Consider the following 13,858-nt stretch of genomic DNA (forward strand, 5'->3'; position numbering starts at 1 on the left):
CAGATTATACAATGATTTCCAAAACATATGCCCCCCAGGAAATAGAGGATAAATGGTATTCCTACTGGATTGAAAACAAGTTCTTCAATTCAAAACCAAATCCTGATAAGGAACCTTACTCAATCGTAATTCCTCCCCCAAATGTAACGGGCGTGCTGCATATGGGGCATATGCTCAATAATACGATACAGGATATTCTGATCCGGAAAGCCCGTATGGAAGGCAAAGAAGCCTGCTGGGTGCCTGGAACCGACCATGCTTCTATTGCCACGGAAGCCAAAGTGGTTGCGATGCTCAAAGAACGCGGTATCAACAAACGTGACCTTACCCGCGACGAGTTTTTAGAATATTGCTGGGAATGGACGCATAAGTATGGCGGCATTATCCTCCAACAATTGCGTAAGCTGGGCGCTTCCTGCGACTGGGATCGCACGCGCTTCACGATGGAGCCTGATTTGTACGATTCGGTTATCGACGTTTTTATTGACCTCTATAATAAAGGAGACATTTACCGCGGTCACCGCATGGTGAACTGGGACCCGCAGGCACGGACGACGGTCTCGGATGAAGAAGTGATCATGAAGGAGGTGAATCAAAAATTGGTTTACCTGAAATATCCCCTTGTAGATGAAATCGGCGAAGCGCTTACGGACGAAGCGATCATTATTGCCACCACGCGTCCGGAAACCATTATGGCTGACGTCGCCATTTGCGTAAACCCGCACGACGAGCGTTACAAGCATTTGATCGGTAAGCAAGTTGCTATCCCGCTGATCAACCGCACCATTCCGATCATTGCCGACGAATATGTGGAGATGGAATTCGGAACTGGCTGTTTGAAAGTGACGCCTGCGCACGATGCGAACGATTATGTGTTGGGCAAAAGACACGATCTGCCGGTTATCGATCTGCTCAATGAAGATGGCACATTGAATGAGAAGGCTCAGATTTTGGTTGGTGAAGATCGCTTCGTAGCGCGTAAAAAGATCATTAAGCTGCTCGAAGAATCGGGTAATCTGGTTAAAACAGAAGAATATAAATCCAATGTAGGCCATTCCGAGCGGACCAATTCGGTGATCGAGCCGCGGCTTTCGGAGCAGTGGTTTTTAAAAATGGATAAAATCAGCAAGCCTGCACTGGAAAATGTCATGAATGACACGGTGCAGCTGATTCCTGCCAAGTTCAAGAACACGTATCGGCACTGGATGGAGAATGTTCATGATTGGAATATCAGCCGTCAGCTTTGGTGGGGCCACCGCATTCCGGCTTATTATTTGAAAGACGGAACGACCATTATAGCAAAATCCAAGCGCGATGCATTGCATAAAGCGCAGCATGAATATCAGCTATTCGCATTGACAGAAGAGGACATTGAGCAGGACCCGGATGTTTTGGACACCTGGTTTTCAGCCTGGCTGTGGCCGATTACTGTTTTCAACGGCATTAAGGAGCCGGATAATGCGGACATTAACTATTATTATCCTACCAACGACTTGGTTACTGCACCCGAAATTCTCTTTTTCTGGGTGGCGCGGATGATCATTGCGGGATATGAATACAAAGGACAGTATCCGTTTAAGAATGTTTATCTCACGGGAATTGTACGGGATAAGCAAGGGCGAAAAATGTCGAAATCACTCGGCAACTCGCCCGATCCGATCGATCTGATCAACCAGTATGGTGCCGATAGCATTCGTACGGGCATGCTTTTCAGCTCACAGGCAGGCAATGACCTTCCTTATGATGATAAGTTGGTTGAGCAAGGAAGGAATTTTGGTAATAAAATATGGAATGCATTCCGTTTGGTTGAAGGTTTCCAGGTTTCCGACAGCATATCAGCGCCCGCGGGTTCGCAATTGGCGATCCGGTGGTTTGAAAGTAAACTGAACCAGACCATTCTGGAAGTGCAGGATCATTTCTCCAAATTCCGCATTTCGGATGCCCTTAACTCGGTTTATAAACTGATCTGGGATGATTTCTGCGCGCAATATCTGGAAATGATCAAGCCTGGCTTCGAGCAGCCGATCGATAAGCAGACTTACGATGCAACATTGGAATTTTTCGACCGGTTAATGCGCCTTTTGCATCCGTTCATGCCATTTATTTCAGAAGAAATCTGGCAGAATATTATTGAAAGAAAAGAAAAGGATTCCATTTGCATTGCTCCATTCCCGCAAGCCGGCAACATTGATCAGTCACTGCTGAATGATTTTGAAGTGCTTTTTGAAGTGATATCTTCGATCCGGAATTTAAGGAATGCAAAGAATATTAGTCCAAAAATTGCGCTTCCACTGGCTATACGCACGGATAACCAGGCGCGTTACTCGGGATTGGAGCCATTAATACTAAAACTGGCGAATGTTGAGAACATTGGCTATGTGACCGACGAAGGTGAAGGAACTGCATTCCGGGTGAAATCGGATGAGTTTTTTGTAAACCTGGCGGATGAGCTCGATGTGGAAACGGAGCGTGAAAACCTGCAACGCGAATTGGAATACACGCAAGGGTTTCTGGATTCGGTGATCAAGAAATTATCCAACGAACGCTTTGTCCAAAATGCAAAAGGCGACATTGTGGAGAAGGAACGGCAGAAGCAGGCGGATGCCGAAGCCAAGCTGGAAACATTGAAAGAAGCGCTTGCAAGGTTGGGTTAGTGGTAGTTTTCGTACCTTTGCGCGATGCAGACTACGCAAAACAAATTTGAGCAATTCAAGCTTAATCGTCAATTACTCAATGCCATTGAAGAAGCGGGATACACCGAGCCAACGCCCATCCAGGAACAGGCTATTCCGCTTGCTTTATCCGGACAGGACATTCTGGGCATAGCCCAAACAGGCACAGGCAAAACCGCCGCTTATACATTGCCGCTCTTAATGCGGATCAAATATGCCCAGGGCGAGCACGCCCGGGCATTAATTATGGCTCCTACGCGCGAGCTGGCCATGCAAATTTCAGAAGCCATCGCGCAGCTGAGCAAATACACCGACATCCGTACAGTTGTGCTTTTCGGTGGAGTAGGAGCAAAGGCACAGATCGAGGCGATACGGAAAGGCGTTGACATCATTGTGGCCACGCCCGGCAGGTTCATGGATCTTTATTTTCAGGAAGAGGTCATTGTCAAGCATCTGAATGTGATGATCCTGGACGAAGCCGACAAAATGATGGACATGGGCTTCATGCCGCAGATCCGGAAATTGCTCGAAATCATTCCCACAAAAAGGCAGAATATGCTTTTCTCAGCCACATTCTCGGATAAAGTGGAAAGGCTGTCCTTCGAATTTCTCGAATTCCCAACGCGCATTGAAGTAACACCTCAGGCCACAACGGCCGAAATGGTTTCCCAGTCCATTTACGAATTGCCCAATTTCCGAACGAAAATTAATCTTTTGACTCATTTACTGAAAGATCGGGAAGCATTCAACCGCGTCTTGATTTTTACGAGGAGCCGGGAAGTTGCCGGATTGGTCCATCAGAATCTGCTAGATAGGGTGGTGCGTGAGGATGAATTGAAAGTAATCCATGCCAACAAAGGACAGAACACGAGAACCAATGCAATGGAAGCATTTAAAGAAGGTTCCGTGCGCGTAATGGTGGCAACGGACGTGGTAGCCCGGGGCATTGACATCACGGAAGTAAGCCACGTCATCAATTTCGACGTTCCGCTGATTTACGAAGATTACGTGCACCGGATCGGCAGAACGGGCCGTGCAAACCGCATTGGACAGGCCATTACATTCATGACCATGGCCGACGAATATCACATACGGAAAATCGAAAAAATGATCCGCATGGAAATCCCGCGGATGGAGTTGCCTGAGGATCTGGAAGTCGCTTCAACGCCCGTTACAGAACGCCAGGACATGCTGAGGGAGATAGATAACCAAAAAAGAAAGGAAGATCCGACGTTTTTGGGAGCCTTTCACGAGAAGAAAAAAACGTATCGCCCGGCGCAGAAACAACCTAATAAAGGAGGGTCAAACCGTCGTAATTCGTCCGGAAGAAGTAAACGGAAATAATGCAATACTATTTAGATAAAACCGTTTAACTTGGACAATAGAAAACCTGTTTCTCTATTAAAGTCACCTATGAAAGAGTCCGTTGTTATTTGGCTTGCTATTCTTATCCCAGTATTTGGCCTTGCACAAAACACCCATCTCGCGAGTGCCGGACCGAATACAGATACGAACCTTGCCCAAAAAAAGCCCTTAGATTTAAAAGAAAGACGCGTACTCCCGCTTTTTGGGGAAGTCAGCAAAACCTCTGATCAGATTGACGAGGAAATTCGTTTTTTGAGTGAATGCGACAAGTCATTTACAACTCGCGCTGAGGCGAGCAGCTTTTTTACCGCACGTGCTTGGGAATATTTGCAGGAAGGAGCATTGGATACCGCTTGCTATCGCTTCAATCTCGCACATTTGCTCAATGATAAAAATGTGGAAGCATATTGGGGCCTCGGCGTTATTTCCTACCAGCGCGAAAACTGGGTGGAGGCCAAGAGAATGCTAAGCCGGGGAATTGGTTTGCAGGGTGAAAATGTGCCGCTGCTTGTCGATTTGTCAACCGTTGATCTGAAATTATACGCGATAACAAGCCGAAAGGAAGAGCTGGATGAAGCAGCCGAACTGCTTAACAGGGCCACTGCAATAGATTCTACTTATGCATTAGGCCAATACAACCTGGCTTTGTTACATTATAATCTCAATGATCTTGATAAATCGTGGGAGCATTTGCATAAAGGAAGATCGCTCGATTTTAACCAGATGAACCTTGATTTTGTGGAGCTTTTAAAAGCCAGGAAGCCAGATCCGCAAGGTTTCTTCAAATAGGATTTCAATGTGATATACATAAAAAAAGTCTCCCGCGAAGGAGACTTTTTTCGTTTGTGATGAATATGCTTTCTTTTATTTGAAGAAGAAGCCTGTTGGCGCAACATTCACTTTTACTGAATCAACAAGTGATCCGTCTGCGCGGTAACGGAGCGCATAACCTGCCTGCGCGAACGAAGGCGTTACACCTGCATACAAAAGCCCTTGCGTAGGGTCAACTGCCAAACCTGTGAAAATTCTCTTGATTAATGGCGTCGTAACATTCACCTGCGCGTCGCTGATGCCGAATTTATAAGTTCCTCCATGTTCGCCGGCAGCATCAAAGTATGACAGAACAAAGAAAACCGTTCTCTTATCCGGGCTGAAAGCAAAGTTGGATGCAGATTTGGTCGCATCGCTTCCCAATGACAATGTAGCGTCTGCATTGTAAGAATCAGGGTTCATTTTAATGACCTTAATGCCATCATTTACCCAAAGTTTTCCATCCGCATCAATCCCGATTGGGTTTGGTGCGTTTTCAAATGAAATTGATTTATCAATTGCGTTTGTGGTCGTATTGATCACCGTCAACGTTGTGCCGCCGCCATAGGAAACCGTTCCCACAAACAACTTGCCGTTATTCAAAACCAGATTTTCCGGCCCGCCCGATGTGATCTCGATTTGGTCAACCACTTTATTGGTAACTAAATCAACGACAGCTACATAACCCGTCGTGAATTTGAAATCGGCATTGGTTCCCCAGCAAGACACATATGCTTTGTTGTTGGTCCCAAAAACCACTTCCCGTGGATTCTCAATTTCCGGAGCGCCAATGGTCGCAATTCTCTGGAAAGTGTTGCTGTTGACAATCTCAACCTTATCCTGGCCGGCAGACATATTGTCCACAAGAATGATCCCGGTTGCGTCCAGGGCCACATAATCCTGCACGCCGCCTTTCAATGTAGTCCCGTTTGCCGTGTTGAAAATGTCAATCTCCGCAGTGGTTTGTTCTCTCGTAAAGAACGAGATCGCTCCGTTATTTTGAGAGAAATTCCCTTCATTCACCACAAAAACACCCTGGATATAATCACCCTTCGGAGCCGGGTCGCTTTGGTTACACGACCATGCGAAAAGAGACAAAGAGGTAAGAGATGCTAATCTGAATAACTGTTTTTTCATTTTTTGCTTTATTAGTTGTAAAGTTTTTGCCACATAACCTCTTGTAAAACATTACTTTGCGGAATGTGGCGGGTCATAAATTAAAATTAAACTTAATGCAAAGCTTCTGCCAGGCATTGCATTGTTTCTTACATTTAGATAAAACGTGTTTGCCAGATTATTGATCTGTCCCTGCAACCGCATTTTTATTTTATCCCAGACAAAAGTATGTTCTGCCAGCAAATTTGCGAGCGAATATCCTTCTAAAAATTGCGTATTATCAAATGTGCTGAAACGCTTGCTGATCGTCTGCGCCTGACCTGTGAGCCTCGTATTTTTATATTGGATAAATGCATTCAAATTTCCTGAATGCATCGGCACAAATACAAGCTGCTTGCCGATAATATCCGAGGAATAGGCATCATAAGCTTTTTCCTGAGCGCTTTTATTGAGCGCATAACCCAGGTTGATGCCTGATTTCCAGTCATTTATCTGATGTCGCCACCCAGCCTGCGCTTCAATGCCACGCGCCAGCACCTGCTGCAAGTTTTCTACACGGTAACTTTGCGTAGGATTCCAATAAGTCCAGTCCTTAATGCGGTTGTGATATGCCGTCAGGGAAGCTGAAAATGTTTGGTTAGCATCGATAACAATGTTTTGTTCGAGGCTAACTTCTTTGTTCCACCCGTTTTCCGGCCTGATATCCGGGTTTCCGAGTTCTTTCCAGAAGCGTTCATTCAATGTAGGCACGCGGTAACTTCTTCCTATTGAGCCTTTTAATTTCAGATTATGGGTTTCTTTTTGGACTATAAAATAGTCTGCTCCTAATGAAGGCGTGAATGGCGGATCAAATTTAGTTACAAATGCCTGCCTTAAATTCCCGGAAATGACCAGTCGGGCGGTGGCCTGCCAGCGCGTTAACAGAAAAATGTCACCTCTGTTTTCTGTCACCAATGCTTTATCATAGCCAGCGACCTGGGCGCGGTAATGTGCCCATTCGCCTCCTGCTTTAATTTGAATTGCATTGAATTGAAAATCGCGTTCAACACGGTTTGAAAACTTGTCTGTTACCGCATGGTCCAGCTGACTATAATCACCTTTGGCATAATCAATAATGTCTCTCACCCACGAAGTGCGGATCGTGAAGTCTTTAAATTGATAGCGTAACATCGTCCTGTAAGCCTCCGTTAAAGTCAGTTCGCGCCCAGCTTTGTCTTCCGGTGTTAACGTGAGCCGGTTACGGGTTAGCCATACATGCGCCGAAATCTGATGATCATTTTTTGAATTGAAAAACAAATCCTGCACCAGACCTCGCTGGAAAGAAGTGGATGGCAAAACAGTATATTGATTTCGCTCGGTGTATGGAAAATCGTTGTTCATACGGCCGTCATACACATTTGTCTTGCCTGAAAAGCTCCACTGATCACTGATCACCGCCGCATAGCGTGCTGTAACCTGGGTCTGGTGGTTGTTGAAACTTTCCTGCTGCCGGCCGATTGAAAGCTGCAAAGGCTGGGTCGATGGAGCGCTTCCCAGCAAAATACTCCCTCCCACGGCATCACTGCCGACAATGCTGGCAGCAGATCCATATTGGACAGAAAGCTGATCAAAACCGGTAACTGGGATGGTTGAATAATCTGTCTGGCCAAGGATAGGAGAATTAATGTTCAAACCATTCCATAACACAGCGGTATGGTTAGCCGACGTTCCGCGGAAAGAGGCCGTATTAAGCTGACCGGGGCCGTAATTTTTGAATGCAATCGGCGTGTAAAGCGAAAGCAGCTCGCTGATATTCTGGAAGCGGAAAAGATTCAGAGACGCTGAATCGAACTTTTGGATTTTGAGCCCGCTCATGAATTTTTCAGGAACAAAACCCTTTACGGTAACAGGTTCCAGGCGAATGCTATCCGACTGTGCAACGAGCATTTCCGGACGGAAAAGCCATGTTGCAATGGTCAAAGCCAAAAAAAACTTCCGGTCAATAATCACCTGGTGTCAAATATGTAGCGTTATCAGCTTTGTTTTTCCTCCGAAAACAAAATTTGATAGATCAACTTCTGGCAGGTCTCCTGGCTCGTCTTTTTGGTCCGTGGCCTTCCCGTTCGAGGAACAGTGGCATAGGGGATTGGATCAATATAAACAGACTCACAGTTGCGGGGACAGCTTCCGGTTCAACGGAATTCCCTATTAAGCCTTCATGCCGCATTGAAGCAGCTTTCGGCGCCAAAGGTGCAAAGGTAGTGAATTGGCCGGATTTCCGACGCGGTAACATATCCTTTATCTTCTGTACGATATGCTTTATCTTTGGCCAAAATCCTGATCATTGTTGGCTGCTCCTGCTCAAAATCTGACTGTAACTTCTTCGCAAAAAGGCATTTATCTGATGCTCGGCGCGGCATTTTTCTTTTCCCTCACCTCCGCAATTTCCAAGTGGCTCGGCCGTGATTTCCACATTGTACAGCTTGTATTTTTCCGGAACATTGTTGGGGTTGTGTTTGTAGTCACCAGCATTTGGCGACGTCCTGTAAGGCAGCAGGGAGGCAAGCTGGGGCTGCTTATTTTCCGCGGCGTTGTGGGCACATTGTCGTTGTATATGCTTTTTTATGCGATACAAACACTGGGGCTTGGCCGCGCCTCCACATACCAATACACTTATCCCATTTTCCTCGCATTGCTATCCTGGCTGCTGATCGGCGAAACGCTCAATTCCCGTGAGTGGGCAGCTATTTTTGTTGGCTTTACCGGCATCCTGTTCGTTTTCCGGCCCGATCTTTCCATTTCGCTGCGGGACAATGCCTTAGGGCTCGGCAACGCATTGTTAACAGCAATTTCTTATTTGTCAATCAGGCAGTTAGGTGTTGTTTATGACTCACGCGCCATCATCCTTTCTTTTATGTTGAGCGGCATTGTGATGCCCATTATTTCCATGCTCGTCGGGACTTACTATCCTATGGAAAATCTGGATTTCCTGATTGGCACATTCACCTGGCCATCTCAAATTTCGCAATGGCTTGGCTTTCTGGCGCTCGGACTGACGGCGCTAGTGGGTCAGAGAATGCTGACGCAATCCTTCACATTTGACAAAGCCGGGCGCGTTGCTGCCATTGGTTATTCCAATATTCTGTTCTCAGTTCTGATCGGTTTTTTCATGGGAGAGGCCATTCCTTCATTCTCTATGTTCGCAGGCATGTTGCTGATCGTAGGAGGAGGAGTTATGGTTTCGCTGGCAAAAAGAAAGCCCGCTATGGCAGCCGATCCGGAATAAAGTCAGCCATTAAGCACAATTATTCCACCGTGAAATTTGTTCATTCATTGAAATCAAATGAAGTTATGAAAAGATCAGCTGCATCATTTTTTCTGTTTTTGGCCATCCTAACAGTGGCCTCGGGTTTCAGATCCGACAAAAACAGGCCCGCGGAAGGCATTCAATGGTTAACAATTGAAGAAGCCTACGCTAAAATTCAGCAAGAGCCCCGCAAGGTTTTGATCGATGTATATACTGATTGGTGCGGATGGTGCAAAGTGATGGACCGCGAGACGTTCAAAAATAAAGCAGTTGTCGAGTACGTCAACCGCAAATACTACGCCGTCAAGCTCGATGCAGAACAGAAAAAAGCCATCACATTAGGAGACAAAAAATTCGAATTTCTCTCCGAAGGCGGGCGAGGTGTACATCAACTCGCATTAGCTCTTACCAACAACCAACCCAGTTACCCCACCACCGTTTTCCTGGACGATAAATTCAACATGATCCAGCCCTTACCCGGCTACATGAAACCCAAAGAATTCCATCAGGTAATCACATTCATAGGAGAAGATTACCACAAAAAAGAAGCCTTCGATACTTATAAATCGAAGACTTACAATTTGCTTTTTACGGGAAGGTAAGTTCTTATTTATGCAGAACCAAAATCGCGGAGCGATGCTATATTGGTAGAAATCCTAAACCGTCTCTCCCTCCTGCATGCGCTCTGCGTTCTCTGCGATGCGTAGTCTTTCGATAAATTCTCCGATGTCACCTTCCATAACTGCGGGAAGATTGTAAACTGTGTAGCCAATGCGGTGATCGGTAATGCGGCTTTGCGGGTAGTTGTAGGTGCGGATCTTATCCGAGCGGTCGCCGCTTCCCACCATTGATTTTCTTTGCGAGCTGATGGCGTCGTTATGCTCTTTTAGTTTGATCTCGTACAGCCTCGAACGCAAAACACTCAATGCGCGGTCCTTATTTTTCAACTGTGAACGCTCATCCTGGCAGCTTACAACTAATCCGGATGGAATGTGTGTCAGACGGACCGCGGAATAAGTGGTGTTAACCGACTGTCCACCAGCACCTGACGATTGAAATGTATCTACGCGGACATCATTCATATTAATCTGGACATCCACTTCCTCTGCTTCTGGCAGCACAGCCACGGAGGCCGCTGATGTATGGATGCGACCCTGCGATTCAGTTTGCGGAACGCGCTGAACGCGGTGTACGCCCGATTCAAACTTCATTTTCCCGTAAACGTCCTCACCTTCAACTTTACAGATAATCTCTTTATATCCGCCGTTGGTGCCTTCGGTAAAATCCATGATAGAAGAACGCCAGCCCATTTTTTCAAAAAATCGCTGATACATTCTGAACATATCGCCCGCAAATATCGCAGCTTCGTCACCACCGGTTCCGCCGCGGACTTCGAGAATAATGTTGCGGCTATCATTAGGATCTTTTGGAATAAGCAGCTCTTTGATCGCCTGTTCGAGCTGCTCCAATTTTGGGGTCAGGTCGTCCAGTTCTTCTTTTGCCATTTCCCGAAGCTCTTCATCCTTTTCGGTCGAGATCAGCTCTTTGGTTCCGGCTATATCTTTTTGTAATTTCAAATAAAGGGCATACTGCTCCACGATCTTTCCCAGATCCTTATATTCTTTGCTTATTTTGGAATATCGGGCAGAGTCCGAAACGATTTCCGGTTGTATAATTTGTTGCGAAACTTCTTCGAAACGTTCTTTTATGGCTTCTAATTTATCGATCATCTTTATTGAATATCTTTGGCACCACGCATTCGGGGCACAAAGATACGCATTTTAGATAAATGAAGGTTTTCTGAGATATCGGCGGGCGTGTGAATTAGATGCTTTGGAATACTGTTACCCATTTATAATGTGCATGGAAATGAAAAAAATATTGGTTGTTGTGGCGCTGATCATATTTATGACGGGCTGCGATACGGGAAACCGCGTTGAGAATACGAAGGAGTTGTCTAACGAAATAAATGCGTCAAAAATAAAACGTGTGACCAACACGCAGCTTATTTATTCGGCCGATGCCTGGGGTAAAAAAATCGCTAAGATCGCTGAAAAGGCGCTGGCCAACGAATTGGAAAAGCATCCGGAAAGAGCCGGAGAAATCTGCCAGAAATTAGCCGAAATTCCGGTTGTTGCCGCATTGCAGAAAGAATATGGTGTTAAAGTTGAGCTTCTGGATATGACCGATCTTAAAAATCCGGACCTCGCGCCAAAAGAGCGGGAATTGCTGGACGCATATCTTTACAGCGCCAAAAGCAAATCCGTCGCCAGCGATAATCTCCAGCAACTCAGCGACACATTACTGGTCTACAATGTGCCCGTCCCCGTAGAAAGCATCATCTGCAAATCATGCCTCCCAAAAGACGAAACACCATTCGCAGTATGGCGACTATTGTTCAACAAAAAAGACATCATCAGAAAGCTGGATGCGAAGCAGTTGAAGGATTGATTTATGTCCGGAATGCTTTTTTAAAGAATTAAAGTAAAAATCGCTGTTCCTTTTCTCCATGCAAGCTTTTATTAATAAGACAATTCCGAAAGTTATTGAGAATGAGGTTTTAAAGGCTTTGTCTTTTTATCCTGAGTTACGGGAAACGCAGATTGATTTTGTTTTCAAGCGCAACATTAAGCGATCCGTTATGCAGGCGCAACCCAAAATTGGGACGATGTTTGGGACAAAACGGGGCTATAACATTAATATTAGTGCGCTTTTCCGGTTAACTACTTCCGCGATCCCGATTCACCAGATCCCGCCGGACATTATGGTTGGCTGGATAGGCCACGAACTGGGTCATGTGATGGATTATGAAAACAGGGATGTTATAGGAATGATGCGGTTTGGGATTGGTTATTTATTTTCAACCAAATATATCCAGCAAGCGGAAAGAGTCGCCGACACCTATGCAGTGAATCATGGACTAGGAAGCTATATCGTTAAGACAAAGCATTTTATACTCAATCACGCGAGTTTGTCGGAGAAATATAAAAGCAAAATCGCCCGGCTGTATCTTTCACCGGACGACATTATGGAGCAAGTCAGAAAGCTGGAAGCTGCTCAGCTCAATGCTCAAAAAAAGGAAGATCAGGAGTAATTCCTGACAAAGGATTCAAATTCAAGAAAGTCTTCTTCTTTCATCACGCGCGGGATTTTTACCTGCCCACCGAGTTTTTTAGTCTCTTCGCTCCATTTATAGAAAATCTCTTCCGGGATCAGTTCCGTTTCGATCCCTTTCAAAGCACGTCCACGCGCTACATTATAGTTCTTATTATTTTCCCGAAGCGTTTTATCCAGTGATTCAGCAACTTTAATAGGATCCGGTGACTTATCACAACTTAAAAACCATTTGTGAATATAATCCTCTCCTCTGTGGACAGCTGCAACGATAAATTCTTTGATCACCACATCATATTCTTGTTCGAGAACCCGTAATGCATCATTCATCTGATTCACTGAAAGTTGCGAACCTACTACATTCAGAAAATGCTTGGTGCGACCGGTGATTTTTATTTCTGCTTTTGCCTTGTCTGTAATTTGTACCGTATCGCCGATCATATAGCGCCATGCACCTGATACTGTGGACAATAACAATACATAGTCGACATTTTCCTCTGCCTTTTCCAGAGAAAAAACAGGCGCTCCGGGTTTCACCAAACCGTTTTCATCCACATGGTCGCCATTGAAGGGCACAAATTCATAAAAGATGCCATTATCAGGAAAAAGCGCCATGGAGCTTGTATCAGGGCTTTTTTGAATAGCGATAAACCCTTCGGAAGCCAGATAGGTGTCAATGTAAATAAGCGGATGAGCAAATAATTGTTCAAGGCTCTTCCGATAAGGCTCAAATGCGACTCCACCGGTTGTATAAACCATCAGATTCGGCCATATTTCGTGAATGTTGTTCAACTTATTATGGCTGATAATCTCTTTCAGCATTAACTCAACCCATGCCGGAATTCCTGAAATGCATCCGATATCCCATTTTGGGGCTTCTTCTGCAATTCTTTTCACGCGCTCGTCCCAATCAGCAATATCTGCAATTTCTCTCCCCGGCTTGTAAAATCCGCCAAACCAGGTCGGCAGGTTACTGGCACTGATCCCGCTGATCTCACCTTCCTGGTGGTCGTCTTTCTGAATTAAGGAAGTGCTGCTGCCCAGCATTAAAATTTGTTTGGTAAAAAAATCACCTGGTAAATTGAATGCATGAATGTTCGTAATTTCTGAAATGCCTGCTTTCCTGATTGCAGTTAACATATCATCAGTGACAGGAATGTATTTGCTGGCACTTGTGGTCCCGCTGCTCAGCGCAAAATACCGCTGTCCGCCCGGCCAGGTCACATTCTGGTGGCCTTCAAGCAAATAGTGCCACCATTCACCGAACATTTTGTCATAATCGTGAACGGGCACTTTGTCCTGAAAAGCAGCAACAATATCATCAGCTTTCAGAAGCTCCGAAAAGTCATAAGCTTTACCAAAAGCGGTCAATCTAGCAGTTTCAAGCAGGTTTCGTAAAACTTTTTCCTGAGCTTTGACAGGATCAGGATCACTGGTAATCATTCCTGTAAAATCAATTGCCTTTTTTATCAGTTCTCCGATTACCGCCATGCTT

The 13,858-nt window shown here is 45.4% G+C and carries 11 protein-coding genes and 1 riboswitch; of the genes, 7 read left to right on the forward strand and 4 right to left on the reverse strand.

Annotation, left to right across the window (positions count from 1 at the left end; all coding sequences use genetic code 11):
* Positions 1 to 11 precede the first annotated feature (11 nt).
* From LZG74_RS01370 to LZG74_RS01380, 3 genes are all read left to right on the forward strand, one after another.
* On the forward strand, positions 12 to 2,654 hold the full coding sequence (locus LZG74_RS01370) for a valine--tRNA ligase (protein ID WP_233794862.1): 2,643 nt from the start codon (positions 12 to 14) through the stop codon (positions 2,652 to 2,654).
* A 24-nt stretch (positions 2,655 to 2,678) separates the two neighbouring features.
* On the forward strand, positions 2,679 to 4,016 hold the full coding sequence (locus tag LZG74_RS01375) for a DEAD/DEAH box helicase (protein ID WP_233794863.1): 1,338 nt from the start codon (positions 2,679 to 2,681) through the stop codon (positions 4,014 to 4,016).
* Between the two features lie 69 nt (positions 4,017 to 4,085).
* On the forward strand, positions 4,086 to 4,826 hold the full coding sequence (locus tag LZG74_RS01380; protein ID WP_233794864.1) for a M48 family metallopeptidase: 741 nt from the start codon (positions 4,086 to 4,088) through the stop codon (positions 4,824 to 4,826).
* Positions 4,827 to 4,901: 75 nt separating this feature from the next.
* Here the strand turns inward: LZG74_RS01380 and LZG74_RS01385 are convergent, their stop codons facing one another.
* Together LZG74_RS01385 and LZG74_RS01390 are read right to left on the reverse strand one after the other, a co-directional pair.
* Entirely contained in the window at positions 4,902 to 5,984 is a 1,083-nt protein-coding gene (locus LZG74_RS01385; protein WP_233794865.1) for a YncE family protein, read from the reverse strand.
* Positions 5,985 to 6,035: 51 nt separating this feature from the next.
* Positions 6,036 to 7,928 (reverse strand): TonB-dependent siderophore receptor, encoded by a 1,893-nt coding sequence (locus LZG74_RS01390; RefSeq protein ID WP_233794866.1) that lies wholly within the window; start codon positions 7,926 to 7,928, stop codon positions 6,036 to 6,038.
* A 76-nt stretch (positions 7,929 to 8,004) separates the two neighbouring features.
* A riboswitch (cobalamin riboswitch) is annotated at positions 8,005 to 8,206 on the reverse strand.
* Positions 8,207 to 8,286: 80 nt separating this feature from the next.
* Here LZG74_RS01390 and LZG74_RS01395 point away from each other — a divergent pair.
* Complete coding sequence (locus LZG74_RS01395) at positions 8,287 to 9,228, forward strand: DMT family transporter (protein WP_233794867.1); 942 nt, start codon at positions 8,287 to 8,289, stop codon at positions 9,226 to 9,228.
* Between the two features lie 65 nt (positions 9,229 to 9,293).
* Positions 9,294 to 9,851, forward strand: a complete 558-nt coding sequence (locus tag LZG74_RS01400) for a DUF255 domain-containing protein (protein WP_233794868.1) — start codon at positions 9,294 to 9,296, stop codon at positions 9,849 to 9,851.
* A gap of 54 nt (positions 9,852 to 9,905) precedes the next feature.
* On the opposite strand, the gene prfA is transcribed toward LZG74_RS01400, so the two are convergent.
* Complete coding sequence (prfA, locus tag LZG74_RS01405) at positions 9,906 to 10,979, reverse strand: peptide chain release factor 1 (RefSeq protein WP_233794869.1); 1,074 nt, start codon at positions 10,977 to 10,979, stop codon at positions 9,906 to 9,908.
* 139 nt (positions 10,980 to 11,118) lie between these two features.
* Between prfA and LZG74_RS01410 the strand changes: the two genes are divergently transcribed.
* Positions 11,119 to 11,700 carry a hypothetical protein gene (locus tag LZG74_RS01410; protein ID WP_233794870.1) on the forward strand — a complete coding sequence of 194 codons (582 nt, stop codon included), beginning with the start codon at positions 11,119 to 11,121 and terminating at the stop codon, positions 11,698 to 11,700.
* Between the two features lie 58 nt (positions 11,701 to 11,758).
* Complete coding sequence (locus tag LZG74_RS01415) at positions 11,759 to 12,343, forward strand: hypothetical protein (protein WP_233794871.1); 585 nt, start codon at positions 11,759 to 11,761, stop codon at positions 12,341 to 12,343.
* On the opposite strand, the gene LZG74_RS01420 is transcribed toward LZG74_RS01415, so the two are convergent.
* Positions 12,334 to 13,854, reverse strand: coding sequence for a GH3 auxin-responsive promoter family protein (locus tag LZG74_RS01420; protein WP_233794872.1), 1,521 nt, complete (start codon positions 13,852 to 13,854; stop codon positions 12,334 to 12,336). The two genes, LZG74_RS01415 and LZG74_RS01420, sit on opposite strands and share 10 nt — an antisense overlap.
* Positions 13,855 to 13,858: the final 4 nt, after the last annotated feature.

It is taken from the genome of Dyadobacter sp. CY327, from assembly GCF_021390415.1.
Classification (GTDB): Bacteria; Bacteroidota; Bacteroidia; order Cytophagales; family Spirosomataceae; genus Dyadobacter; species Dyadobacter chenhuakuii.

Excerpts from the sequence above, each read along its gene's own strand:
- LZG74_RS01370 (WP_233794862.1), top strand. The coding sequence starts at position 12 with ATGATTTCCAAAACATATGCCCCCCAGGAAATAGAGGATAAATGGTAT.
- LZG74_RS01375 (WP_233794863.1), top strand. The coding sequence starts at position 2,679 with ATGCAGACTACGCAAAACAAATTTGAGCAATTCAAGCTTAATCGTCAA.
- LZG74_RS01380 (WP_233794864.1), top strand. The coding sequence starts at position 4,086 with ATGAAAGAGTCCGTTGTTATTTGGCTTGCTATTCTTATCCCAGTATTT.
- LZG74_RS01385 (WP_233794865.1), bottom strand. The coding sequence starts at position 5,984 with ATGAAAAAACAGTTATTCAGATTAGCATCTCTTACCTCTTTGTCTCTT.
- LZG74_RS01400 (WP_233794868.1), top strand. The coding sequence starts at position 9,294 with ATGAAAAGATCAGCTGCATCATTTTTTCTGTTTTTGGCCATCCTAACA.
- prfA (WP_233794869.1), bottom strand. The coding sequence starts at position 10,979 with ATGATCGATAAATTAGAAGCCATAAAAGAACGTTTCGAAGAAGTTTCG.
- LZG74_RS01410 (WP_233794870.1), top strand. The coding sequence starts at position 11,119 with ATGAAAAAAATATTGGTTGTTGTGGCGCTGATCATATTTATGACGGGC.
- LZG74_RS01415 (WP_233794871.1), top strand. The coding sequence starts at position 11,759 with ATGCAAGCTTTTATTAATAAGACAATTCCGAAAGTTATTGAGAATGAG.
- LZG74_RS01420 (WP_233794872.1), bottom strand. The coding sequence starts at position 13,854 with ATGGCGGTAATCGGAGAACTGATAAAAAAGGCAATTGATTTTACAGGA.